Source organism: Halanaerobium sp. MA284_MarDTE_T2, assembly GCF_003337245.1.
Taxonomy (GTDB): domain Bacteria; phylum Bacillota; class Halanaerobiia; order Halanaerobiales; family Halanaerobiaceae; genus QPJE01.
This window is the reverse complement of the sequence record NZ_QPJE01000006.1, coordinates 57187-83680: the sequence shown is the minus strand read 5'-3', so window position 1 is coordinate 83680 and position 26494 is coordinate 57187. Positions and strand designations below refer to the sequence as shown.

The following is a 26494-nucleotide window of genomic DNA, read 5'->3' as shown; positions in this document are numbered from 1 at the left end:
AATATTTTAGAGGTGTTTTTATATGAACTGGAAAATAATAACCAGTATAGTAGATATATTTATAATAACAGTGATAATATATTATCTTTTAAATATAATATCAGGTACAAGAGCAGTACAGCTTATAAAAGGATTAATTTTAATATTTGCTGCAGCTTTAATAAGCCAGCTGTTAGAACTCAATACTGTAAATTGGTTTCTGCAGAGCTTTTTAACGGTTGTGATGGTAGCTCTGCCGATTGTATTTCAGCCAGAATTAAGAAAAGCACTGGAACAGATAGGTAGAGGTGGATTTCTGCGTGAGCAGTTCTGGCAGAATTGGGGACCGAGAGAATTTAATGAGATTGTTTCTGCTGCAACAGAATTATCAGAAAATAAAACAGGGGCCTTGATTGTATTATCCAGAAAAGTGGGTTTAAAAAACTACATCCAGACCGGTATTAGCCTTGATGCAGATATAAGTAAGCAGCTGCTGGAAAATATTTTTTTTCACAATGCCCCCCTTCATGATGGAGCTGTTATAATAGAAGATGGGAAAATTAAGGCAGCCAGCTGTTTTTTGAATTTATCTACCAGATCAGATCTCAATCCACGATTGGGAACAAGGCATAGAGCTGCTATAGGTATTACAGAAGAATCTGATGCTTTAGCCATAGTTGTTTCAGAGGAAACAGGTGTAATATCCCTTGCGGCTTCGGGACAGCTCAGGCGGCACCTGGATGAAGCCGAATTAAGGGAATCCCTTTTCAGCTATTTTGATATTACTAAAGGTAAAGGGAAATCCTTTATGAGGAGGCACGGATAATATGTTTTCTCTGCAGGAAAAACACAAAAAGATAATGCTTGCTTTATTTATAGCTATTTTACTGTGGACTTATGCCAATAATCAGGCTAATAACCTCTTCAGTTTTGGTGAAGAAAAAAATGAATCGTTTATTGTTGATTTAGAATACCGGAATCTGGATGACAAATATCGAATTAAATCAATATCAGGCGATAAAGCTGTGATAAGGATTGATTATGTGTCATATCTAGTTCAGCTTGATAAAGAAGATATAAATGCTTATATAGATTTGAAAGATGTTTCAATTGGTGATAATATAAAAATAATTGAAGTAAATGTTCCAACTGGAGCGAGACTAATTAGTATAGATCCTGGCTATGTTGTTGTTAATATTGAAGAGAAATAAATTATATGTTGAGGTGAATTTTTTGAAGAAGTTATTTGGAACTGACGGTGTGCGTGGTGTTGCAAACCAGGAATTGAAGGGCGATTTAGCCTATAAGCTGGGTAGAATAGGTGGCTTTTTTTTGACGGAAAATTATAATAAGAAACAGCGTCCAACAGTCATCATTGGTAAAGACACTAGATTATCTGGTGATATGTTGGAGGCAGCTCTTATGGCCGGATTAACTTCTGTTGGAATTGATGTTTGCAGACTTGGTATTATACCTACTCCAGGAGTATGTTACCTTACAGCAAATAAAGATGTACAGGGTGGTATAATGATTTCTGCTTCACATAATCCAACTGCCGATAATGGAATTAAATTTTTTAACGAAAGAGGAGTAAAGCTGAGTGATGAAGAAGAAATTGAAATAGAGTCGATTTTTTTTGCAGGCAAAGAAAAAGAACTTCCCTATCCTGTGGATGGTGATATTGGTATTGTAGATGAGAAATATGACTGGATTTCTCAGTATATAGCATACCTTATTTCTTCTGCTGAAAAAAATTTAAAAGGACTTAAAGTTGTAATTGACTGTGCGAATGGAGCTGCTTACAAAACAGCCCCAGAAGTATTCCGTAAACTGGGGGCAGAGATAAGTGTAATCAATAATCATCCAGATGGAGCTGCAATCAATGTTAACTGTGGTTCAACTTCGCCAGAACTTGCTGTAGCAGAAGTAAAAAGAATAAATGCAGATTTAGGAATTGCCTATGATGGTGATGCAGATCGAGTAATACTAATAGATGAAACTGGAGAGGTTGTACCAGGGGATAATATAATGGCAGTTGCAGCTTTAAATATGATGAAAAAAAATGAGCTGAACAAAAATACTGTTGTTACTACAAGATACAGCAATCTTGGGCTAACAGAGACATTACATAAAGCTGGGGGAAAAGTTGTTTTAACTAAAAATGGAGACAGATATGTTCTGGCAGAGATGCTGAAAAATGATTATAAACTTGGTGGAGAAAAGTCCGGCCATATTATTTTTAGTCAATATAATACAACAGGTGATGGAATTTTAACTGCAGTTAAAATTGCAGAAATAATGAAAGAAGAAAACAAGAGTTTAAGTGATTTGAAATCTGTTATGTATTACTGGCCACAAATTTTGGATAATATTAAAGTGAAGAAAAAAAATAAGTGGAAAGATAATGACAGAATTGCTGAAGTGATTGCTGAAGCTGAGCTTGATTTAGGCAGTCAGGGCAGAGTTTTTGTCAGAGCATCTGGAACTGAACCACTTGTAAGAGTTATGTTGGAAGGAAAGGAAGAAAATAAATTGGCTAAATGGTCTAAAAAAATAAGAGAAGTAATAGTGAAAGAGTTAAATTAATACATATGTATTAATTTAAGGAGGTGAGGCCAGAAAAGAAAATAAAAAAAGCGCCAGGGCTTGGATGGACGCAGAAAATCCAAGTTGACGAGGGAGAGAGTTATCGAAAATTCGGCGGATGCTCTCAGGTGCTGGCCGAGCACCTAATAGTTTGTCTTTAAAAACTGATAAGTGATTATCAGTACAGAGGAGATAAATGTCGGCTGACAGTTAAATATAGAAAATAAATGGAGGTTAAATTAATCAATGTGTGGAATTGTAGGTTATATTGGGAAAGAAGATGCAGCATCAATTCTCATTTCAGGTTTAAAAAAACTTGAATACAGAGGATATGATTCTGCAGGTATTGCAGTACATGAAAACAATGAAATTAAAATAAAGAAGAAAAAAGGTAAACTTGATAATTTAAGTTCGGAAATTAAATCAGAGATTTTTTCGGGGAAGGCAGGGATAGGACATACAAGATGGGCAACACACGGCAAACCATCAGACAGAAATTCTCATCCTCATGATGACTATAATGGGGAGATAGTAATTGTTCATAATGGGATTATTGAGAATTTTGAAAGCTTAAAAAAAGAGCTGATAGAAAAGGGTCATCAATTTAAATCAGATACAGATACTGAAGTTGTGGCCCATCTTATTTCGAGCAATTACAAGCATGATCTTAAAAAGGCAGTTGAGAAATCTGTGCAGAAACTTGAAGGTTCTTTTGCAATGGCAGTTATGTCGGTAGATTATAGTGACCGTATAATAGCTGTCCGCAAAGACAGTCCTCTAATTATTGGTATCGGAGAAAATGAAAACTTTCTTGCATCTGATATTCCTGCATATTTGAGCAGAACCAATGAATTTTATATCTTAGAAGATGGGGAACTGGCTGAGATAAGGCAGGATTCTATAGATATCTACAATTTTTTTTCCGGTGAAAAAAAAGAAAAAATTAAGACACATATAGACTGGGATGCAGAAATGGCTGAAAAACAGGGTTATGCACATTTTATGCTCAAAGAAATTAATGAACAACCTGAAGCATTAAAATGGCTGTTTCAGGATCACCTAACAGATGGTCAGATAGATCTGAGAGACAGTAATATTGATAAGAATTGGCTGTCTAAATACAGTAAAATTCATATTGTTGCCTGTGGAACTGCCTATCATTCCGGACTGCTGGCAAAATATCTGTATGAGGAGCTGCTGCAGATACCGGTTGAAGTTGAGGCTGCATCAGAATATCGATACAGAAAGCCACTTGTAGATAAATCCACCCTCATGATTGCTGTAAGTCAGTCAGGAGAAACAGCAGATACACTTGCTGCACTCAGACTTGCTAAAAAGAAAGGGGCAGATATTCTGGCATTTACAAATTCTAGAGGCAGCAGTATTGCCAGAGAATCTGATATGGTTCTCTATTTAAATGCCGGTCCGGAAATTGCTGTTGCATCTACCAAAGCATATACCAATATGGTAGCTGCTTTTTATATGCTGGTTCTCGATGGTCTAAGGCAGAAGGATGATTTTAGCAGAAAAGAGCTAAAAAAATTAACAGATCAGTTAATAAAATTACCGGAACTGCTGAGGCAGGTAATAGATAATACTGAAGAAAAAATAAAAGAAATTGCAGAAAAATATGCAGATAAAGAACATATATTCTTTATTGGTCGGAATACTGATTATGCACTGGCTTTAGAGGGTGCACTTAAACTGAAAGAGATTTCTTATATACATTCTGAAGCATATCCGGCCGGCGAGTTGAAGCACGGTACACTTGCTCTTGTTGAAGAAGGGGTACCGGTAATATCAATTGCTGTGCGGAAAAGACTTTTTGCAAAATTATTCAGCAATTTAAAAGAAGTTAAATCCAGAGGAGCAGAAACATTTCTAATTACTCTGGCAGGAAACAGCTGTGATAAAAACACTGTTGATGAAGCCATTGAACTGCCTGATATAGATGATTATTTTGCCGGCCTGCTTGCTGTTGTGCCGATGCAGCTTCTTGCATATTATACAGCCCTTATCTGTGAAAGGGATATTGATCAGCCGCGCAATTTAGCAAAAAGTGTTACTGTTGAGTAAAATATATTTTAGATTAACAAGTCCGGGTCGAGTCTGGCCCGGACTTTGCATTTATTGCCTTAATTTATTATAATAAATTAAAGATTAATCTTTTTAGAAATAAAGCAATTTGGGAAAGGATCGGCCAAATGATAATTGGTACAGGTGTTGATATTGTAGAAAATCAGCGGATAGAAAAATTGATAAAAAAATATGGAGACAGGTTTATTGAAAAATTATTTTTGTTATCTGAAGCTGACTACTGTAAAGATAAGGCGCAATATGTAAGCTGTTTTGCAGCAAGATATGCAGCAAAAGAAGCAGCTTTAAAAGCGCTGGGTACCGGACTTAGGGACAACAGCTGGCATGATATAGAAATATTTCACAGTGAATTGGGAAAACCAGAAATTAATTTAAAAGGTAATGCGGCTGAAATAGCAGCCAAAATGGGTGTAAAAAAAATATTTGTCACCATCTCACATGAACAAAACTATAGTATAGCCCAGGTTATTCTGGAAGGAGAAGATTAAATGTATATTTTAACACCATCTGAAATGGCTGAATGTGATAAAGAAACTATAGAAAATGGATTTCCGGAGATTTTACTTATGGAGTCTGCTGGTCTCTCTGCTGCTGAGTATGCAGATGAAATACTTACCAGTGTTGATGACTGCATTCTGCAGAAAGATAAAATAATCATTTCAGTTACAGCAGGTAAGGGTAATAATGGAGGAGATGGCCTTACTGCAGCCAGATTTCTTCACCAGTGGGGATATGAAGTTAAGGTTTTTCTTGCTGCAGAAGAGGATGATCTTAAGGGTGTAACAGCTAAAAATTATTCCATTTTAAAAAATCGCGGAGTCGATATTTGTAAAATAACCGGTAGTTTAAATGATAGTAATGCCTTAAAAATAAAAAATTCTGATCTTATAATTGATGCACTTCTCGGTACAGGTATAAAAGGAGAAGTGAGAGGTGTTTACAGATATTTAATTGATGTAATGAATGAAAGCAGTTCTCCTGTTCTTTCTGTTGATATACCATCAGGAATAAATGGAAAAACCGGGGAGATATGTGGTAGAGCTGTTAAAGCACTGTTTACAGTGACAATGGCAGCATACAAAAGAGGATTATTATTATTTCCGGGCAGAAAATATGCCGGTAAAATTCGTGTAGCTGATATTGGTATTACTGATAATGTAATAAAAAAGCACACTTCAAATTTAAAAGTATTATCTGATAGGGAGATTTTAGCACTTCTTCCGGAGCGGAAGAGAGATGGTCATAAAGGCAGTTTTGGTAAAGTACTAATTATCGGTGGGAAGATGGGTATGGAAGGTGCAGCTGTTTTAAGTGGCGAATCCTGCCTCCACACTGGTGCGGGTTTGGTTTATATTGCTGTACCGGAAACTGCTGCTAGAACCTGTGGGTCTTTAAGTAGAGAACTTGTTGTAATTTCATTAAAAAGCAGTGATAACATTGTGGACACAGCAGCCCTGGATACTATATTTGCAGCAGCGGAAACGGCTGATTTGGTTGTGGTTGGCCCAGGTATGGGCAGCAGTAAAAACACTCAGGAGATTATGCAGGAACTAATAACCAGTATTTCGAAACCACTTATAATTGATGCTGATGGAATTAATTCTATAATAAACCCAGCTATACTGAAAAAAAGTAGAGGAGAGATTCTTTTAACACCACATCCGGGAGAGATGGCCAGACTGCTTGGGAAGACAGCAGTGGAAATAAATAAAAATAGAATTGAAACTGCAGAAAAATTTGCTGCTGAATATGGAGTTAATTTAATACTTAAAGGTGCTTCAACTGTCATATCTTCTCCTGATGGAGAAACATACATTAATACAACAGGTACAGATGGTATGGCTACTGCAGGCAGTGGTGATGTTCTGACTGGTATTGCTGCAGGACTGGCTGCTCAGCAGATGAATCTTTTTTCTTCAGCAGTGCTGGCAGCTTATATACATGGAAAAGCTGGTGAAAAAGCAGCAGAAAAGTATACTGAATACTATATGACTGCAGGAGATATAATAGAAAACTTATCAGTTGTCTGGAAGCAGCTGATAAGAAAATATTAATAAATTAATAAAGGAGAAAAGACATGATATTATCTGATAAAACAATTAAAAATATGTTAGCAAATAAAGAACTTATTATAGAACCCCTGGATGAAATTCAGATTCAGCCTGCATCTGTAGATATGAGACTTGGTCGTGATTTTTTGAAAGTTGATGAAAATATGCTGCCAGTTATGACACTAACTGATAAAATAAAATATAAGGAATTTAGGGGAAGTGAAATAATTATTCCTCCCAACTCTTTTCTGCTGGCAACTACAAATGAGTATATTAAACTGCCTGATAATTTAACAGCATTTGTGGAAGGTAGAAGTTCTATTGGGAGAATGGGATTGTTTATACAGAACGCCGGCTGGGTTGATCCCGGTTTTGAAGGTCAGATTACTCTGGAATTATATAATGCTAATCGTCTGCCGATAAAACTGGAAGCTGACCGCAGAATCTGTCAGCTGGTTTTTGCAAAAATGGATAATACAGCTGAAAATCCTTATCGAGGTAAATATCAGTTCCAGCAAAATACAGTAGGAAGCAGAGTATATGATGATTTAGAGAATAAGTAATTTTAACCGTAGGAGGTGTTCACAATTATAAACCTCGAAATTTTTGATATAGATAAATCAATTGGACCTGGTGATATTGTAGGTGCTTTTATAAATGAGGTTGGCCTTAACAGTAATGATATTGGAAAGATAAAAATAGACAAGAAAAATAAAAAAGCAGAAGTAGAAGTAGCAGAAGAAAGTGCTAAAAAAGTTGTGGAAATAATGGATGATAATCAGATCGGTGGAGTACATGTCAGAGTAAAAGCAAAAAGCCCAGATGATTTAAATGATAAAAAAGTAATTGAATATTACAAAAAATTCCGCAGTCTTGTTGAATTGGAAAGACAGGAAGAGATGGAAAGACATAAGCTTGAGATAAAATACCTCAGTCCGAAAGAAAGGCAGGCCAAAGGAAGGGCTATATTAGATTTAAAAGGTAAAGATGATGGAACAGCTTTTGGCCATAAACCTGCTGTAAAATTTATTAAACAAAATAAAGGTACAAAACTTCCGGATACAGAAATTGGCCCTGGAGATCTTGTGATGATAAGTTTAAATAACCCTTTAAATTCAGATAATCCAACCGGGACTGTTTCTGAAAAGACAAGATTTTCATTAACAGTTGCTTTTGACAGACAGCCGCCTTCATTTGTTTACGGCAAAAATCTCAGATTGGATTTATATGTAAATGATATAAGTTTTCAGCGTATGTTTACAGCTCTGGAACAGGTTAAAAATTGTCCTAAAAAGATGAAAAAGAAAAGAGATCTGCTGCTTAATAAAGTAAAACCAGCCTACAGTGAAAAAGAAATTGAAGTACTTAATAATAATTTAGATGAATATCAGAAAAAGGCAGTAGAAAAATCTTTAAAAGCAGAAGATATATTTTTAATTCAGGGTCCACCTGGAACAGGTAAAACTATAACAGCAGTTGAAATTATAAAAAATAATATTGAAGTAAATAACAGTGTTTTGGCAGCAGCAGATTCAAATATTGCAGTAGATAATTTGGTGGAGCTGCTGGCTGCAGAAGATATTGATGTCTTAAGAATCGGCCATCCAATTCGCATAACAAAAAGTTTAAGAGAACACACCCTGGATTATATGGTTCTTGAACATCCAGATTACAAAAAAGCCGAAAAACTTAGAGATGAAGTATCTGAACTAATAAATGAACAGGAAGATTATATTCATCCTAGTGGGAAATATCGGCGCGGTTTATCAGATCAGGAAATTAGAGAATATGCAGAAAAAGGTATTGATCATCATGTAAGAGGAATCAAACCCAAAATAATTAATGAAATGGCAGTTTGGCTTGAACTTCAGTCAAAAATAAATAACTATTTCAGCAGAATAAAAGAATTAGAACAGTCAGCAGTAAATGAATTGATAGAAAAAGCAGATGTAGTCTGCACTACAAATATTACTGCCGGTTCAGAACTGTTAGAAGATAAATTTTTTGATCTGTCTGTAATAGATGAAGCGACACAGTCAACAGAACCATCTGCACTGATACCATATTTAAAAAGCAGAAAAACCATTCTTATTGGTGATCACAAACAGCTTCCTCCAACTGTTTTAAGTAAAGAAGTTCTGAAACAGGGACTGGATCGTTCTTTGTTTGAAAGATTTATGGAGCTGTATGGAGAAGAATTTTCTTATCAGCTAAAAATACAGTACAGAATGCACAAAAAAATAATGGAATTTTCCAGTAGGGAATTTTACAATTCAAATTTAGAAGCAGCAGAGGAAGTTGCAGAACACACACTTAAAGATATTGGAGTCGCAGTTGATAGTGATGGAAGTGACTGTTTTGCTGATAAAGTTCTGTTTGAAGATTATCCGGTAGTTTTTCTAGATACTTCAGAAATGGAGGCAGCAGAAAGATCTCTTTCTGGATCAAATTCTTATGACAATCCTGTTGAAGCTGAAATAGTACTTGATATTGCTGATAAAGCTGTAAAATGGGGTGTTGATGAAAAAGATTTAGCAGTTATAACTCCTTATAAAGATCAGGTGGATCTGCTCTATCAGCATTGTAAATTTGAAAATATTGAAATTAATACTGTAGATGGTTTCCAGGGAAGAGAAAAAGAAATGATAATTTTCTCTTCAGTGCGGAGCAATAGCAAAGGTAATATCGGATTTTTGCGGGATTTAAGAAGGCTGAATGTTGCTCTGACAAGAGCAAGAAGAAAGCTGGTATTTATTGGAGATATCAATACTATCTCCAAACATAAGACATATAAATCACTGGTTGATTATATAAGAGAAAATGGACTTTTTTATAAACTTTAAAAAAAAATAATATTTTTTGCCGGGATTGACACCTATATTCTATTATTATATACTAAAAAAGAGAAAAGAATCATTTAATTTATTTCAGTAATAATGAGGTGGTTATATGGTGAAAAGGATTCGGCAGCGGCGTCAATTTACTGAGGCTGAGAAAAGGCAGATTGCAAGGGACATGATAGAAGGATACAAAAAGATAGCTTCCATTAACAGCAGCCTGGCAAAAGAAAATATTTTTAGTGATGATGAGGCTAAATAGCCTCATCTTGTTTTTTAAAATAATCAAGCTGTTCAAAGTACATACACCATTTTTAATATCCAATATCTCTATTGACACAGTTTAATATAAATGTATATAATTATATTAGATTTAAAAGAATATAATTTATAAATGGGGGTGCTTTCTTTGCCAGAATTTAAAGAAATAAAGCTAAAATTACCTAACTATTTATTAGAAGAACTAAACTCCTACTCCGGGCAGAATGATGAGCATCGGAATGCTATTTTACTTGATGCAGTAAAATTATATTTAAGAGAACGAAAAAAAGAAGAGGTCAGAAATGATCTAAAAAGAGGATACCTAAAAATGGCTGCTTTAAACCGGCAGCTGGCCGATGAAGGTCTTTCTACTGACTGCTATTCTTTTTATTGTTATGAACAACGACTTGTGGAGTGTGAAAAAATTGAAAGTAAAAAGAGGTGATGTTTTTTACGCTGATCTGAATCCTGTTATTGGATCAGAACAGGGGGGAGTAAGACCGGTTTTGATAGTCCAGAATGATATTGGTAATAAATACAGTCCTACTGTTATCGTAGCGGCTATTACTTCCCGAATAAACAAGGCAAAACTGCCAACCCATGTTGAAATTCCATCTGATTATACAAATCTTGATAAAGACTCTGTTGTTCTGCTGGAACAAATAAGAACAATAGACAAAAAAAGACTCCAGAGACATATTGCCCATCTGGGTGATGATGTCATAGAAGATGTTAATACTTCACTGGAAATAAGTCTGGGCTTAATAGATATTTAAAATCATTACATATTTTTCTGCTGCTTAATTTTTAAAGCAGCAGATTATGTGTTTAAATAGCTCAAATGTGCAGAATTAAAGTAAAATATAAATATTCCTACATCACCTTTTCTGCAGCTTGAAAATAAATTTTGGGGAAACTCCTATATTTATTTTCTTGACAATATGATTTTTGTGTCATATAATTTTTACAGGTGTATTTTTTTTGTAGAAAGATTGTGATTTGATTCACCGCTTTTGGTATAAATATAAATTTTCTAGACTGGATCGGCTTTTTTAATGATTTATTATGGCGGCTAATGGAGGTTAAAAATGAAGCTATCTGAAGTTAAATCCCTGCTCAATGTGGAAACAATTTATGGGGAAAAAAATATTGAAGACAGCCTGATAATAAAAAGTGCCTGTGGTGCTGATCTTATGAGTGATGTTCTTGCCTTTTCACAGGAGAAAACAATGCTGCTGACAGGACTGACAAATCCACAGGTTGTTAGAACAGCTGAAATGATAGGTATTCAGGCTATTATATTTGTAAGGGGGAAAAAACCACCGTCAGAAACAGTTTTTCTTGCTAAAGAGTTAAAAATACTGCTCTACAGTACCGAAAAGACTCTTTTTGAAGCTTGTGGTCTGCTTTATAAATATGGTATTCGTCCAGAAGAAATGAATTATATTTAATAACCTTCAAAAAAATTATTGGGAGCTGACTATTCCTTGCAGAAAAAAGAAATTTTAAATGTTGCTATTGAAAGATTTGATTTTCAGAGTGGTGGAGAAGCATCCAGTCAATTAAAAAATATGCTCCGCAAATTAGGTGTAAGTTCGGATATTGTTAGAAAAACAGCAATAGTGACTTATGAACTGGAGATGAATGTAATAATTCACTCTTTCGGCGGTAAAATCACTGCTCAAATATCAGAGGATGAGCTTGTAATTTATGCAGATGATAAAGGACCAGGGATAGCTGATTTAGAGAAGGCATTAACTCCTGGTTTTTCTACTGCTGGAAGTGAAATTAGAGAAATGGGATTTGGAGCCGGAATGGGGCTTGTTAATATCAAAAGATATGCCGATAATATGGATATCAGAACTGCTGAAGGTGAAGGTACAAATATTAAAGTGACTATTAAACTGGAAAAACCTTTATAGAGTGTTCATGGGAGGATTAAGATGGTAGATAAGCATTCTGTGCTTCTTAAGGAAGATAAATGTGAAGGATGTACAAACTGTGTAAAAAAGTGTCCAACAAGAGCGATAAGAGTTCATCAGGGGAGAGCATGGATTAAAGAAGATCTCTGTATAGATTGTGCAGAGTGTATACGCACCTGTGAATATCATGCTAAATATACAGAAACCGATCAGCTGGATGATATTAAAAATTATAATTATCCGGTTCTTATAATACCGCCGAGTTTTTATGGTCAATTTGAATCTGATATTTCAGTAACTAAAATAAAGGCAGCTGTATTAAAACTTGGTTTTAAAAGAGTTTACGATGTAGCAGAATCTGCAGCAGCTCTTTCCAGAAAAACATTAGAATTTTTGGAAAATAACAGCGGAAGTTTTATATCAGCTTCCTGTCCGGTTATTATACGGCTGATTAAACTGCTTTATCCGGGTCTCATAGATATGATCATACCTTTTAAATCTCCAGTTGAACTCTGTGCAGAAAAAACAAAAAAACTGCTGTGGGAAAAGGAAAATATAAAAGCAGATATATTTCTGCTGACTCCCTGTCCTGCAAAATTAACCACCATAAAATATCCTTTGGGTCAGAAAAAAAGTTTTTTAACTGGTGCAATAGGTGTAGAAAATATTTATCAGAAAATATATGATAAACTTTCTGAAATAACTGCTGAAGAAACAGAACAGTTTTCGGATTTTTCACCTGCAACAATATGGGGACAGGAAGGTGGAGAAACAGATATATTAAAAAGATGGAAGGGAATTTCTTTTGTAAATGTTTCCGGTATACATCAGGTTAAGAAAATTCTCGATGAAATTGAAAGAAACAATATTTCTTCTGATATAAAATATTTTGAGCTCAGTTCCTGTATAAATGGCTGTGTTGGAGGAGTATTAAATGTGGTAAATCCCTTCCAGGCAAAATTTAATCTTCAGAAAAGAATGGAACAAATTTCTGAGCTGGATAAAAAAGATAAAAAAGATTTTATTTACAATTTTTTAATTACAGAGAAAATAGAAGCTGAAGATGTCGGAAAACTGGATCCAGATTTCCAAAAAGCAATGGAAAAGTTAGAACAGATGGAAAAAGAAATAGAAAGCCTGCCCGGTCTTGACTGTGCTGCCTGTGGTGCTCCTGACTGCAAAACCTTTGCAGAAGATATAGTTAATGGACTCGCAAATAAATCTGATTGTATCTTTATGCTGAGAAAAAATGTTGGTCAGCTTGCAGATGAGCTGTCTGAACTTGCACATGAGCTGCCGCCTGTAATGTCATCAAAAAAGGAGGAAAATAATGAAAGTAAAAGATCTGATTGATGAGTTAGAATTAGAGGTTATTGCCGGGCCTGATTTGGATAGAGAAGTCAGTGGAGTTTACTGTGGTGATCTGCTGAGTAATGTAATGGCAAATGCAAAAAAAGATAACATTTGGCTTACAGTACAGGGACATCAGAACACAACTGCAGTAGCTCTTTTAGTAGATGTTTCAGCTGTTATTATTGTGGAAGGGTTTGATTTTGACGAAGCAGCTGTTAAAAAAGCATATCAAAAAGGAGTAAATCTGCTTAAAAGTAAAGAAACTGCTTATGAAATTGCCTGCAAATTGTGTGAAAGAAATTTATAAAATGAATGAATATAAAGCTGATTTTCATTTGCATTCTGTACTATCTCCCTGTGGAGATCTACTTATGACAGCTAAAGCAGTTATAGAAAAAGCTAAAAAAATTGGGATAGATATCATATCTTTAACCGATCACAACTCTGCAGAAAATGCAGAAATCTTTCAATATTATTGTGAAATAAATAATATAATGTTTGTACCTGGGATGGAAGTAGAGACAAAAGAAGAAATTCATGTACTAACATTTTTCCCCGATATAAATACCTTAAAAAAATGGCAGGAAAAAGTATATAAATCTTTACCAGATATAAAAAATGACGAAGAATTTTTTGGACCCCAAATTGTACTTGATTTTAATGACAAATACAGCAAAAAAAACGATAAAATGCTTGCTGCTGCTGTGAATATGACACTATCTGAGGTGATAAAAGAGAGTAAAAACCTGAATGGAATAGCTGTTCCTGCACATTTGGATAGAAATAAAAGTATAATAAGTCAGCTGGGATTTATACCGGATGATCTTGCAATAGATGTAGTAGAAATATCAAAAAATGCTGATCCAGTTAACTTCCGCAAAAAATACAACATATCAGAACAGATAAATATAATGAAGAATTCTGACAGCCATTATCTTGATGATATTAGATCTTATATTACTTTAGTTATGAAAGAAAAAAGTTTTGCCGAATTTTTACTGGCCTTAAAGTCTAAAAACGGCAGAAAAATAAAATTTAACGATATATAATTAAACTTAGGAGGTTTATATTATGGCAGAAATTAAAGAAGAAAAATTAGAAAAATATCTGACACCTGTTAGAAAAATTTTAGAGCGTTATGAAAAAAAAGAGCACTATTTAATTCCAGTTCTTCAGGAAGCCCAGGAAGAATACGGCTACCTGCCAGAAGAAGTCTTAAAAGAAGTAGCAAGTGGACTCGATCTTTCCTTAAGTCAGGTTTATGGAGTAGTAACTTTTTACAGTCAGTTTCATCAGGAACCCAGAGGAAAAAATATTATCCGTGTCTGTATGGGTACAGCTTGTCATGTTAGGGGTGGTGACAAAGTTTTAGAGGCACTTAAAGATGAACTGAATGTTGATAGTGGAGAAACAACGGAAGATCTTAAATTTACTCTGGAATCTGTAGCCTGTGTAGGTGCATGTGGACTGGCTCCGGTAATGATGGTTAATGATAACACTCACGGTCGGCTGACTCCGGAAAAAATTCCGGAAATACTGGCTAAATACAGCTAAAATGAGGGAATTAACACTTCATATCCTGGATATCATTGAGAATTCTCGTGAAGCGGGAGCAGATTTAATAAAACTCAAAATTTTTGAACAGCCCGAACAGGATAGTTTAAAAATTTTTTTAAAAGACAATGGTTCAGGTATAGATGAAGATAAATTAGAAGATATTACTAATCCATTTGTTACCACGCGCACAACCAGAGAAGTTGGTCTGGGCCTATCGCTGTTTAAACAAGCTGCTGAAAGATGTGGTGGAAATTTTTATATTAAATCAGAAAAAGGAAAAGGTACCGAAGTAATGGTGGAATTTCCCTATAATCATATTGATAGAGCTCCACTGGGAGATATTATTACCACAATAATTTCTTTTATAGCAGTAAATGGAGATTCTATCGATTTAATTTACAGGCATAAATTTAAAAATAGAGAATTTTGTTTTGACAGCAGAGAAGTAAAAAAAGAATTGGATGGTATTTCTATTCAATCAAAAGAAATAATAAGTTGGATAAAAAATTATCTAAAAGATAGCTTTGCTGAAATATATGGAGGTGAAAATTAAGTTGAAATCTTTAAAAGAATTAAAAGAATTAAGAAATAAAGTGCAAAAAGAAATGGAAATGAGAGATCAGAGTACAAAACCTGAAATTATAGTTGGCATGGGAACATGTGGAATAGCAGCAGGAGCAAGAGATATTCTAAAAGCAATACTGGAAGAAGTAGACAGAAGAAATATTGATTTAAGAGTGACTCAAACAGGATGTATAGGTATGTGCGAAAAAGAACCGCTTATAGATGTAAAAATGCCCGGTAAAAAAAGAATTACCTATGGTAATTTAAGTACCGATGATGTAAAAAAAATAATTGCGGAACACGTTATTAACGGAAATATTGTTAAAGATCTTGTAATAGCAAAACACGAAGATTAAATATAGAAAAGGAGGCATCGATTAATGAAAGAAACAATTTACCGTTCCCATGTTTTGGTCTGTACAGGTACTGGTTGTGTTTCTTCTGGGTCAAAAAATATAAAAATGGCTCTTGAAGATGAGTTAGCTGCAAAAGATCTCAGTGATGAAATTAAGATTGTAGAAACAGGATGTCACGGTTTCTGTGAAAAAGGACCTATTATGATTGTCTATCCTGAAGGTGTATTTTACTGTCAGGTAGAATCAGAAGATGTTGCCGAAATAGTAGAAGAACATCTTCTTAAAGGAAGAATCGTGGATAGGCTGCTTTTTAAAGAACCTTTTACTGAAGAAAATATTCCTTCATATAGTGATATAGATTTTTATAAAAAGCAGAAAAGAATAGTTCTTGCCAACTGCGGCCGCATAGATCCCGAAGATATAAACGAATATATTGCTTTAGGCGGATATGAAGCAGTCGGTAAAGCATTAACCAAAATGACTCCACAGGAGGTTATAGATGAAGTTAAGAAAGCAGGACTTAGGGGCCGTGGGGGTGGAGGTTTCCCCACAGGATTAAAATGGCAGTTTGCAAGAAATTCTGATAGTGAAAAAAAATATGTAATCTGTAATGCTGATGAAGGTGATCCAGGAGCATTTATGGATAGAAGTCTGCTGGAAGGAGACCCCCACAGAGTTATTGAAGGAATGATGACTGCTGCTTATGCAATTGGAGCAGATGAAGGGTATGTATATGTAAGAGCAGAATATCCACTGGCAATAAGAAGACTGGAAAAAGCTATCAAACAGGCTGAAGAATACGGCCTGCTTGGTGAAGATATATTCGGAAGTGGATTTAACTTTAAACTTCATATTAAAAAAGGAGCTGGAGCATTTGTATGTGGTGAGGAAACAGCTCTTATGGCTTCAATAGAAGGCAAAAGAGGCATGCCTCGTCCCAGGCCTCCTTATCCGGCAGTAAGTGGACTGTGGGGTAAACCAACCAATATAAATAATGTGGAAACACTAGGTAATATTCCATATATCATAAAAGAAGGTTCTGAAGCCTTTTCTTCCATTGGTACTGAAGGAAGTAAAGGAACAAAGGTTTTTGCACTGACCGGTAAAATAAATAATACTGGCTTAGTAGAAGTACCGATGGGTACGACTTTAAGAGAAGTAATATTTGATATTGGTGGTGGACTGCAGGAAGGTAAAAAATATAAAGCTGTACAGACAGGTGGACCTTCTGGTGGATGTATACCGGAGGAATATCTTGATTTACCGATAGATTATGATTCTCTGCTGGAAGTTGGAGCAATGATGGGATCAGGTGGTATGGTTGTAATGGATGAAGGAACATGTATGGTAGATGTAGCCAGATTTTTTCTAAACTTTACTCAGAGCGAATCATGTGGAAAATGTACTCCCTGTCGTGAAGGTACAAAAAGAATGCTGGAAATCTTAAACCGCATCTGTGAGGGTGAAGGTGAAGAGGGAGATATTGAACTTCTGGAAGACTTAGGCCAGCATATTAAAGATACAGCTTTATGTGGTCTGGGCCAGACAGCACCAAATCCAGTTTTAAGTACAATACATTATTTTAGAAATGAATATGAAGCACATATATATGAAAACAAGTGTCCTGCCGGTGTATGTAAAGAACTTGCAGCTGCATATGTGATTGATGAATCATCCTGTGTGGGCTGTGGACAATGTGTTAAAGTTTGTCCTGTTGATGCGATTTCTGGTAAGCCGAAAGAAACTTATGTAATAGATGCAGAAACATGTATTTCCTGTGGAGCATGTGCTGATAGGTGTCCTGTTGACGCTATCTCCCAGGGTTAATCTGGAAATATAGGAGGTTTAAAAATGAGTAAAATAAATTTAACTATAGATGGTCAGACGATTGAGGCAAAATCAGATCAGTCAATACTTGAAGCTGCCAGAGAAATAGGAATAGATATTCCTTATTTGTGCTATCACCCGGATCTCAGCCTGCACGGAGCCTGCAGAGTATGTGTTGTAGAAGATCTGGAAAGCGGCAGACTACTTGCTTCATGTGCCACCCCAGTTGGTGATGGGATGAAGATTAGCACAAGAAGTATGAAGGCGAGAAAGGCCCGAAGAAAAAATGTTGAACTGCTGCTGGCAAATCACCCCAATGATTGTCTGGGATGTGACCGAAATAGGCACTGTGAACTTCAGGATATAACTTATAAGCTTGGAATACAGAAAGAAGATGTAGAAAAATATGAAGGTGATAGAAGAGAACTACCACTTAATACGGTTGGACCGGCTCTAAAAAGAGATCCAAATAAATGTATACTTTGTGGCCGCTGTGTCAGAATCTGTGAAGAAATACAGGGCGTTTCTGCACTTCAATTTACACAGAGAGGATTTGATTCTATTGTTACAACAGCATTTGACCTGCCTCAGGCAGAAATAAATTGTGCTAACTGTGGTCAGTGTGCTACAGTATGCCCTGTTGGAGCACTAACAGAAATGAGCGAAATCGAAAAAGTTTGGTCTGCACTGGAAGATGATAAAAAACATGTTGTTGTACAGACTGCACCATCCATCCAGGCGACAATTGGAGAAGAATTTGGCATGGATGCTGGAACAGTTGTTACAGGTCAACTTGTAGCTGCACTGCACAGAATAGGGTTTGATAAAGTATTTTCAACTGACTTTGCAGCTGATCTGACGATTTTAGAAGAGGGTAATGAGTTTTTAAAGAGATTGAAAGGAAATAAAAAACTGCCACATATTACTTCCTGCTGTCCGGGTTGGGTAAAATATGCAGAACACAACTTTCCGGATCTGCTTAATCATCTCTCAACAGCTAAATCACCTATGCAGATGTTTTCTGCTCTTAGCAAAACTTATTACTCTCAGCAGAGTGGAATTGATGCAGAAGATATATATACAGTGGCAGTAATGCCCTGTACAGCTAAAAAATTCGAAAAAGACAGAGATGAGATCAATGCAAGCCGATTTAAAGATACAGATGCAGTTTTAACAACTAGAGAACTTGCAAGAATGATTAAAGAAATAGGAATAGATTTTAATTCACTGCCTGATGAAGAATTTGATGAACTGATGGGAGAGTCTAGTGGGGCAGGTACTATTTTTGGTACGACAGGTGGAGTTACTGAGGCAGCTGTAAGAACTGTTAAAGAAAAATTGACAGGTGAACCTCTTGAAAGATTGAATCTTGGCTTTAGAGGTATAAATTCTGCAGAGCTGGAGATAGGAGATAGAAAAATAAAAGTTGGCATTGCTAATGGATTGGCCAATGCAGAAAAACTGCTTAATAAAGTCAGAGCAGGTGAATCTGATTATGATTTTATAGAAATTATGGCCTGTCCACACGGATGTGTTGGTGGAGGGGGTCAGCCTCGTCCTGCAACAAATGAGAAAAAAGATAAAAGAGCTGCTGGTTTAAGTAATATAGATGTCAGCAATGAAATTAGAAAATCACACGAAAATCCACAGATAATCAAATTATATGAAGAATTTTTGGGAGAACCACTCAGTGGAGAATCTCATCACCTGCTGCATACAAAATACAAAGCAAGACCAAAAAACTAATATAGATTATTTGAGAAAGGGTTCTATAAAATATAATCAATTATGGAATTTTATAAAAACTCAAAATTCTTGACAAAATTATTTTAATTGAGTATAATAAAAATAGAATTGAATATTCAGATAAGTAGATAGTGAGTTAATTGGTGTGTTACTGTTTGGCAGGCATAAACCAGGATTTGGGATAGTTATATCATCCTTAATCCTGGTTTTATTAATGTCTATGGGAAAAGTCCTTTTTTCTTATCTATCAACAGTATATAATACCAGGAAATGATACTGGATGATTTATTGTGGATAAAATTTATAGATCCATAATTTCCGCTATCAACAAAATTTAACCTTACTGTAATAAAGAATTTCTAAGGATATTTTGTCTTTTAAAATTTAATTATTGATCAAAAGTTACTGAAGGGAGGAGAGAATTGGCAGCTAAATATAGTTTTCGAATAGAGAAAATTTATAATAACAATGTTATTCTGGCTATAAATTCAGAAGATAATCGAGAAGTGGTAGTAGTAGGTAAAGGTATAGGTTTTAATACTAAAGTTGGCAGTAATGTAGAAATTCCTGCCAGAGAAATAGAAAAATATTTTCTGGCATATAAAAGTGGAGATAGAGAAAAATATCATCAATTAATTAATCAGCTTGACGATTCTGTTATAGGTGTAAGTGAAGAAATTATTGATTTAGCTGTAGATAAATTTGGTTCGTTAAATCCTCATATACATATAGCTCTAACAGACCACATTGGTTTTTCCGTGGAAAGAATTGCTAATAATATGGAAGTTGCCAATCCATTTATTGAAGAAATAAAAGCACTTTATACTGAAGAATATCAGGTAGCAGAAGAGGGAAAAAAAATTATTGAGTCAAAATTAAATGTTAAAATTCCAGAATCTGAGATTGGTTTTATTGCGATGCATATTCATGCAGCAAGATTAAATAAAGATGTTTCAAAAACAGTTAAACAGACCTCATTAATTAAGGAACTGGTCGAATGTGTAAAAGCAGAACTGAAAATTGATTTTTCTAAAGAAGATCTTTCGTATATGAGATTGATCAATCATTTAAGATTTTCACTGCAGAGGCTTGAAAATAAAAAAACCATTAAAAATCCTCTAATAGATAAAATTAAAGAAGAATTTGTACAGAGTTTTCAGCTGGCATTAAATCTGTCAGAAATTATTGAAAAGCGTACAGGTAAATCTTTGCCCATAGATGAAGTCGGTTATCTTGCTTTACACCTGCAGAGGCTGCAGGTTGGAAAATAAATATAATATTGGAAAGGGGGGATTAATCTCTTCTAACTGTCAGGAAACCATTAATAGATAGGAGGAAAATAAAATGAGAAATTTTTTTTCACAGCTTCAGAGAATTGGTAAATCACTTATGCTGCCTATTGCAGTTTTACCGGCAGCAGCTCTTCTTTTAAGATTAGGAGCACCAGATGTCTTTGATATTCCTTTTGTAATGGCAGCAGGTTCAGCAATATTTGATAATCTTGCTTTATTATTTGGTATTGGTGTTGCTGTAGGAATTGCTTTTGACAGTTCAGGTGCTGCTGGACTTGCAGGTGCAGTTGGATATTTTGTGTTAACCAGAGGTACACAGGCAATTAATTCTGATATTAATATGGGAGTTTTAGCTGGTATAATTGGTGGATTGATGGCGGGAGCTCTTTATAATCGCTTTCATGATATTGAACTACCTGATTTTTTAGGATTTTTTGGCGGACGCCGTTTTGTGCCAATTGTAACTGGAGCTGCCAGTGTTATACTGGCTGGTATATTTGGATTTATATGGCCGCCAATACAGGAGGCAATTCAGGCAGCTGGACAGTGGATTATTGATGCTGGAGCTCTTGGAGTTGGAGTTTATGGATTTCTAAATAGATTATTAATACCGGTTGGTTTACATCATGTAATGAACAGTTTTATCTGGTTTTTATTTGGCGAATTTACAAATGCTGCAGGAGAGGTAGTTACAGGAGATTTATCAAGATTTTTTGCTGGTGATCCATCTGCAGGTATATTTATGGCTGGATTTTTCCCAATGATGATGTTTGGACTGCCAGCTGCTGCTCTAGCAATGTATAATTCAGCTAAAGAGGAAAATAAAAAAGCAGTTGCAGGTATTTTTTTAAGTGTTGCTTTAACTTCCTTTTTGACAGGTATAACTGAACCGATAGAATTCAGCTTTATGTTCCTGGCACCAGTTTTATATGTAATTCATGCACTTTTAACTGGAGGTTTGCTTGTTGTAACATATATTTTGGGTATTAAACATGGTTTTGGCTTTTCGGCAGGGGCAATAGATTACTTTTTAAATTATGGACTTGCCACAAAACCATTTTTGATTATACCTATTGGGCTAGTTACATTTGTTGTTTATTATTTTTTATTTCGCTTTGTGATAGAAAAATTTGATATTCCAACACCAGGGCGTTTAGAAGAAGAAGCAGCAGTCAGTGCAGGAATGAATATTATGCCAGAATCACAGAAGAAAAAATCTTCTTCTGAAACAGCAGAAGAAGAAAGTGATGCTGCAAAATATGTAGCAGCTCTTGGTGGAAAAAATAATATTAATAAAGTTGAATCCTGTATTACACGTTTGCGACTTGAAGTAGAAGATTCGGATAAAATAGATGAAAATGCTCTTAGGAGTCTGGGAGCTGCCGGGGTATTAAAAGCAAATAAAAACAATGCTCAGGTTGTTGTTGGAACAAAAGCAGAATTAATTGCTGATAAAATAAAAAAAGAGCTATCCAGATAATATGACTATAAAAGGGAGGTAGGACCTACCTACCTTTTATATTTGAGTTAATACATAAGTATTAAAATTTTTTTTCAAAAAAAGTGTCATTTGTTTTAAGATTAATGATAAAAAAACATTTACTAGCAGTTATATAATAAGTTGTGTAAATGACCGAAACTAGGGGCTATATCCATCTTTAAAAATTTTAGAATTAAAATGATAGGAGAGATTAAAAATGTTAAAGAGACTGTTGAGTTCTACTCCTAAAGAGATTTTAAACTATAATGCAGAAGAACTTTTAGAAAGCATTAAACTTTCTGAAGGGAGAACTGTTTTGAGTGAAGTAATTGGTAAAACATCTCTTTTTCGCGATGTCAGCAATGCAGAAATAGCCGCTGCTTTTGGAGCTGATATTTTACTTTTAAATTTATTTGATCTTGAACAGGCAAAATTCAAAAACATAGCAAAGGAGACAGCTTTTGAGATAGTTAAAGAAATAAAAAAATTATGTGGTCGTCCTTTAGCAATTAACCTAGAACCGGTTAGTACAGATGAACTTCAATCTGAACGTTTTATAAAATTGAGTTCTGGCCGCAAAGCAACTTTAAATAATATAGAAAAGGCTGTCAAAGCAGGTTTTAATATGATAACTTTTACAGGAAATCCTTCAGTTGGAGTTAGTAATCAGGCAATTATTGAAGCAGTTAAAGCTGCTGACGAAAATTTTGGTGGTCAAATAATTATAGCAGCTGGAAAAATGCATATGTCAGGTATAAATGAAGATTATTTAGCAGCTAAATATATAGATTCTTTAATTTCTGCAGGCACAGATATAATTTTATTACCTGCTCCCGGTACAGTTCCCGGAATTGATTTAAATTCCCTTAAAGAAATAATTCAATTGATTCATAATCGTGGTAAATTGGCTTTAACTGCAATTGGAACTTCACAGGAAAGTTCTGATCAGCAGACAATAAGAGATATAGCTATGATGAGTAAAATGGCAGGAGCTGATATTCAGCATATAGGAGATGCCGGATATGCAGGGATAGCTTTACCTGAAAATATTTTAACTTTATCTAAAACAATTCGAGGAAAAAGACATACCTATCGCCGGATGGCACTTTCAATTAATCGATAAATTTTATTTACAACATAAATATGAGGAATTATTTTAATGAAAGGTTTTAAGAAATTACAAAAGATTGGTAAAGCTCTAGTGACATTAGCTGCTTTAGGAGGCAGCAAAAACTTAGAAAGTGTAGATGCCTGTATAACAAGATTGAGGTTAGAAGTTGTAGATAATGCAGTAATTGATGAAAAAGAGCTGAAAAAATTAGGGGCGTCAGGTATTATGAAATCAGGGAACAGTGTTCAAGTAGTATTTGGCCCAGGATCTGATGCTTTAAAGGATAAAATAAAGAGTTTAATGTAAATAAAGTATATTTGGTTAAATTGGTTAAATGAATTAGCTTGTCTAAATTAAAATAAATATATTATGATGATTTTAGGAGGAGATCTAATGTTCAATATATTTAAGAAAAAAGAAGAATATCTGACTGCACCTTTTGCCGGAGATGTTACTGATTTAAAACAGGTACCAGATGAAGCCTTTGCCCAAAAAATGGTGGGAGATGGTTTTGCTATAACTCCAGAAGAAAATGTAGTTAAGTCACCCTGTGCTGGAGAAATTGTACAGATTTTTTCAACAGGACATGCAGTTGGAATCAAAACTAAAAAAGGGCTAGAAGTACTAGTTCATATCGGTATAGATACTATAAAATTGGATGGAGAAGGATTCGAAAAATTAGTTAAAAATGGAGATCAAGTAGAGGTGGGAACACCTTTAATAGAAATAGATTTAGAGTATATAAAAAATAACGCTCCTTCTATTTTAACTCCTGTTATTATTACCAATATGGAAAAAGTTAAAAGCATGGATTTGGTTAAAACAGGTAAAGTTAAGGCTGGAACAAAAGTTCTTAAAATAGAATTAGCTTAATTAAATAATTTATTTAAATATTTAATAGAAAAGGAGTTTCTCCCTTTTTTAACTATAAAAGTAATTTTGGGGGAAATTCCTTAAATAGTATGTTTAATAAGGGAGATATCTGCTACTTAGTTATTTCCCTTTTTATATTTAGATAAATTTGATATAATAAAAAAAACACTTTTATCTAATATTAAAAACGGGATGATTAATAATGGATTTCAAAAGAATTGTAGTAAAGGTAGGCAGCAGTTCAATAAGCAATCAAAACGCCAAGCTAAACTTTAGTCAAATTGAGGCTCTGACTAGGCAGTTAGTTGATTTAGAAAATCAGGGTCGAGAAATGATATTGGTTAGTTCAGGAGCGATAGCAGCTGGCATGGGAGAGCTGGGTTATGCAAAAAAACCAGTATCTATTCCAGAACAACAGGCATGTGCAGCTGTTGGTCAGGGAGTTTTAATCGGAATCTATAACAAATTTTTTAGAGAGTATGGGGCAAAATGTGCTCAAATTTTATTGACTTCAAGTGATTTAGAGAATAGAAATCGTTATTTAAATGCTTTTAATACTTTAAAAACTTTAATTGATTATGGCATTATTCCAGTAATTAATGAAAATGATACGGTTGTTACTAATGAAATCAAGGTAGGAGATAATGACAGGTTAGCTGCAAGAGTTGCTGGATTAGTAGAAGCTGATTTATTAATTAATTTATCTGATGTTCCAGGCCTGTATAATGGTAATCCAAGTGAAAAAAGTGATAAGTTAAAACTAATTTCTAAAGTAGAAAAAATTACAGAAGAAATTGAAAAAATGGCTGGAGGTAAAGGCAGTAAAATTGGAACTGGTGGGATGATGACCAAAATTGCTGCTGCTAAAATTGCTGTAAATTCAGGGATAATGATGATAATTGGACCTGGACATGATAGAAATATTATTCTTAAACTGGTGGAAATGGCTGAAAAAGAAAAAACTAATATTGGGACAACATTTATGCCCTGCAGTGATAGTTTATGTAAGCGCAAGCAGTGGCTTAATTATAATATAACACCTGCTGGGAAATTAATAGTAGATGAAGGAGCAGCAGAGGCTCTCAAAAAAAGAGGGAAAAGTCTTCTTCCAGGGGGAATAAAGGATGTTGAAGGGGAATTTAATGCAGGAGAGCTTGTCATCATAGAGGATTTCACAGGAGAATTTGCCAGAGGTTTAGTAAATTATAGTTCTGATGAGATCCAACAAATTAAGGGAAGGCATTCTAATAAAATAAGTGAGGTGCTTGGTTACTATAATCAGGCTGAGGTAGTTCATCGGGATAATATGGTATTAGGAGGAGATAAATAATGAGTATTAGAGAAAATCTTATTTCGCAGGCTAAAAAGGCTAAACAAGCTGCAAGAGAATTGGCCAATTTATCAAGTAAAGATAAGGATAAAGCACTTATGTTAGTAGCTGATAAACTAATTGCCAGAAAAGAAGAGATACTAAAAATAAACAAAGAAGATATGAAAAAGGGAAAAAAGGAGGGATTATCAGAGGCACTTTTAGACCGTCTTAAACTTAATGAAGATAGAATAATATCTATGGCAGAAGGGTTAAGACAGGTTGCAGCTCAGGAAGACCCAATTGGTGAAGTGCTTCATATGTGGAAAAGACCAAATGGTCTGCAGATCGGAAAAGTTAGAGTCCCACTTGGAGTAATTGGAATAATCTATGAGGCGAGACCAAATGTTACAGTTGATGTAGCAGGTTTATGCCTAAAGTCGGGGAATACAGTTCTTTTACGAGGTGGTTCAAATGCATTTAACTCAAATAAGATATTGACAAATATTATACAGGGTGGTCTAAAGGAGGCTAATCTTCCAGAGGATTCTGTTCAGCTTATAGGTACAACTGACAGAAAAGCAGTAGATATATTATTTACATTAAATCAATATTTGGATGTACTTATCCCTAGAGGTGGAAGAGGTCTGATTCAGAAAGTAGTTAACGAATCCAGGGTACCTGTTATAGAAACCGGGGTAGGAAACTGTCATGTTTATGTTAATAAAGATGCAGATTTAAATAAAGCCAAAAAAATAGTTTTTAATGCTAAATACAGCAGACCGGCTGTCTGCAATTCAGCAGAAAGTCTGCTGGTTGATGAAGAAATATCCGAAAAATTTTTACCTGAGATGGCACGTATTTTTTCGGAAAATAATGTTGAGTTAAGAGGATGTGAGAAGACTAGAGCAATTGTACCATATGCAGCTGAAGCAACTGAAGAAGATTTTGGCAGGGAATATCTTGATTATATAATTTCGGTTAAGGTTGTTAAAAATTATGATGAGGCAGTGGAACATATATATAAATATGGAACAAAACATTCTGAAGCTATTGTAACCGAAAATTATACAACTGCCAGAAATTTTTTGAATGATATTGATGCAGCCGCAGTTTATGTCAATGCGTCTACAAGATTCACTGATGGTGGCGAATTTGGACTTGGAGCTGAGACTGGTATAAGTACCCAAAAACTGCATGCAAGAGGTCCAATGGGTATAAAGGAACTTACAACAACAAAATATATTATCATGGGAGATGGACAGATACGCGAATAAAATGGTATCTGAATGC

Annotated in this window: 28 protein-coding genes; all 28 read left to right on the top strand. The window is 34.8% G+C overall.

Annotated features, from left to right (window positions below; translation table 11 throughout):
• Positions 1-22: 22 nt before the first annotated feature.
• The 28 genes from cdaA to DFR78_RS04420 all read left to right on the top strand — a co-directional run bounded on the left by cdaA (position 23) and on the right by DFR78_RS04420 (position 26478).
• Entirely contained in the window at positions 23-805 is a 783-nt protein-coding gene (cdaA, locus tag DFR78_RS04550; RefSeq protein WP_114457656.1) for a diadenylate cyclase CdaA, read from the top strand.
• A 1-nt stretch (position 806) separates the two neighbouring features.
• Positions 807-1190: a hypothetical protein gene (locus DFR78_RS04545; RefSeq protein ID WP_114457655.1), complete on the top strand. Its 384-nt coding sequence runs from the start codon at positions 807-809 to the stop codon at positions 1188-1190.
• Between the two features lie 22 nt (positions 1191-1212).
• Positions 1213-2565, top strand: a complete 1353-nt coding sequence (glmM, locus tag DFR78_RS04540; protein ID WP_233486977.1) for a phosphoglucosamine mutase — start codon at positions 1213-1215, stop codon at positions 2563-2565.
• A 246-nt stretch (positions 2566-2811) separates the two neighbouring features.
• Entirely contained in the window at positions 2812-4641 is a 1830-nt protein-coding gene (glmS, locus tag DFR78_RS04535) for a glutamine--fructose-6-phosphate transaminase (isomerizing) (RefSeq protein ID WP_114457653.1), read from the top strand.
• 128 nt (positions 4642-4769) lie between these two features.
• The gene (gene acpS / locus DFR78_RS04530; protein ID WP_114457652.1) at positions 4770-5150 is read left to right on the top strand and encodes a holo-ACP synthase; all 381 of its coding nucleotides are present in this window, start codon (positions 4770-4772) and stop codon (positions 5148-5150) included.
• Positions 5151-6716: an NAD(P)H-hydrate dehydratase gene (locus DFR78_RS04525; protein ID WP_114457651.1), complete on the top strand. Its 1566-nt coding sequence runs from the start codon at positions 5151-5153 to the stop codon at positions 6714-6716.
• 23 nt (positions 6717-6739) lie between these two features.
• Positions 6740-7276 (top strand): dCTP deaminase, encoded by a 537-nt coding sequence (gene dcd / locus DFR78_RS04520; RefSeq protein WP_114457650.1) that lies wholly within the window; start codon positions 6740-6742, stop codon positions 7274-7276.
• Between the two features lie 15 nt (positions 7277-7291).
• Complete coding sequence (locus DFR78_RS04515) at positions 7292-9556, top strand: IGHMBP2 family helicase (protein ID WP_369834911.1); 2265 nt, start codon at positions 7292-7294, stop codon at positions 9554-9556.
• A 106-nt stretch (positions 9557-9662) separates the two neighbouring features.
• Positions 9663-9812, top strand: coding sequence for a hypothetical protein (locus DFR78_RS11920; protein ID WP_158531711.1), 150 nt, complete (start codon positions 9663-9665; stop codon positions 9810-9812).
• Between the two features lie 147 nt (positions 9813-9959).
• The gene (locus DFR78_RS04510) at positions 9960-10256 is read left to right on the top strand and encodes a CopG family transcriptional regulator (protein ID WP_114457649.1); all 297 of its coding nucleotides are present in this window, start codon (positions 9960-9962) and stop codon (positions 10254-10256) included.
• Positions 10237-10587, top strand: a complete 351-nt coding sequence (locus DFR78_RS04505; protein ID WP_114457648.1) for a type II toxin-antitoxin system PemK/MazF family toxin — start codon at positions 10237-10239, stop codon at positions 10585-10587. Before DFR78_RS04510 ends, DFR78_RS04505 begins: the two co-directional genes overlap by 20 nt.
• Positions 10588-10899: 312 nt before the next feature.
• Positions 10900-11262 (top strand): hypothetical protein, encoded by a 363-nt coding sequence (locus DFR78_RS04500; RefSeq protein WP_114457647.1) that lies wholly within the window; start codon positions 10900-10902, stop codon positions 11260-11262.
• A gap of 36 nt (positions 11263-11298) precedes the next feature.
• On the top strand, positions 11299-11733 hold the full coding sequence (locus DFR78_RS04495) for an ATP-binding protein (protein ID WP_114457646.1): 435 nt from the start codon (positions 11299-11301) through the stop codon (positions 11731-11733).
• Positions 11734-11754: 21 nt separating this feature from the next.
• Positions 11755-13086: a [Fe-Fe] hydrogenase large subunit C-terminal domain-containing protein gene (locus DFR78_RS04490; protein ID WP_114457645.1), complete on the top strand. Its 1332-nt coding sequence runs from the start codon at positions 11755-11757 to the stop codon at positions 13084-13086.
• The gene (locus tag DFR78_RS04485) at positions 13064-13393 is read left to right on the top strand and encodes a serine kinase (RefSeq protein ID WP_114457644.1); all 330 of its coding nucleotides are present in this window, start codon (positions 13064-13066) and stop codon (positions 13391-13393) included. Before DFR78_RS04490 ends, DFR78_RS04485 begins: the two co-directional genes overlap by 23 nt.
• Positions 13356-14135: a PHP domain-containing protein gene (locus DFR78_RS04480; protein ID WP_369834909.1), complete on the top strand. Its 780-nt coding sequence runs from the start codon at positions 13356-13358 to the stop codon at positions 14133-14135. Before DFR78_RS04485 ends, DFR78_RS04480 begins: the two co-directional genes overlap by 38 nt.
• A 22-nt stretch (positions 14136-14157) precedes the next feature.
• Entirely contained in the window at positions 14158-14640 is a 483-nt protein-coding gene (gene nuoE, locus DFR78_RS04475; protein ID WP_114457643.1) for an NADH-quinone oxidoreductase subunit NuoE, read from the top strand.
• Position 14641: 1 nt separating this feature from the next.
• On the top strand, positions 14642-15196 hold the full coding sequence (locus tag DFR78_RS04470; RefSeq protein ID WP_114457642.1) for an ATP-binding protein: 555 nt from the start codon (positions 14642-14644) through the stop codon (positions 15194-15196).
• A 1-nt stretch (position 15197) separates the two neighbouring features.
• Positions 15198-15563, top strand: a complete 366-nt coding sequence (locus DFR78_RS04465; RefSeq protein ID WP_114457641.1) for a ferredoxin — start codon at positions 15198-15200, stop codon at positions 15561-15563.
• Between the two features lie 24 nt (positions 15564-15587).
• Entirely contained in the window at positions 15588-17390 is a 1803-nt protein-coding gene (gene nuoF / locus DFR78_RS04460) for an NADH-quinone oxidoreductase subunit NuoF (protein WP_114457640.1), read from the top strand.
• 24 nt (positions 17391-17414) lie between these two features.
• The gene (locus tag DFR78_RS04455; RefSeq protein WP_114457639.1) at positions 17415-19136 is read left to right on the top strand and encodes an NADH-dependent [FeFe] hydrogenase, group A6; all 1722 of its coding nucleotides are present in this window, start codon (positions 17415-17417) and stop codon (positions 19134-19136) included.
• Between the two features lie 422 nt (positions 19137-19558).
• A complete protein-coding gene (locus tag DFR78_RS04450) occupies positions 19559-20407 on the top strand; it encodes a PRD domain-containing protein (RefSeq protein WP_114457638.1) in 849 nt (282 codons plus the stop codon).
• Positions 20408-20480: 73 nt separating this feature from the next.
• Positions 20481-21908 carry an N-acetylglucosamine-specific PTS transporter subunit IIBC gene (nagE, locus tag DFR78_RS04445; RefSeq protein ID WP_114457637.1) on the top strand — a complete coding sequence of 476 codons (1428 nt, stop codon included), beginning with the start codon at positions 20481-20483 and terminating at the stop codon, positions 21906-21908.
• 217 nt (positions 21909-22125) lie between these two features.
• Positions 22126-23031 carry a haloacid dehalogenase-like hydrolase gene (locus DFR78_RS04440; RefSeq protein WP_114457636.1) on the top strand — a complete coding sequence of 302 codons (906 nt, stop codon included), beginning with the start codon at positions 22126-22128 and terminating at the stop codon, positions 23029-23031.
• 36 nt (positions 23032-23067) lie between these two features.
• A complete protein-coding gene (locus DFR78_RS04435; RefSeq protein WP_199505550.1) occupies positions 23068-23325 on the top strand; it encodes a glucose PTS transporter subunit EIIB in 258 nt (85 codons plus the stop codon).
• An 87-nt stretch (positions 23326-23412) separates the two neighbouring features.
• Complete coding sequence (locus tag DFR78_RS04430) at positions 23413-23892, top strand: PTS glucose transporter subunit IIA (RefSeq protein ID WP_114457635.1); 480 nt, start codon at positions 23413-23415, stop codon at positions 23890-23892.
• A gap of 202 nt (positions 23893-24094) precedes the next feature.
• Positions 24095-25222 (top strand): glutamate 5-kinase, encoded by a 1128-nt coding sequence (gene proB, locus DFR78_RS04425; protein ID WP_114457634.1) that lies wholly within the window; start codon positions 24095-24097, stop codon positions 25220-25222.
• Positions 25222-26478 (top strand): glutamate-5-semialdehyde dehydrogenase, encoded by a 1257-nt coding sequence (locus tag DFR78_RS04420; protein ID WP_114457633.1) that lies wholly within the window; start codon positions 25222-25224, stop codon positions 26476-26478. The genes proB and DFR78_RS04420 overlap by 1 nt, the downstream gene beginning before the upstream one ends.
• Positions 26479-26494 lie beyond the last annotated feature (16 nt).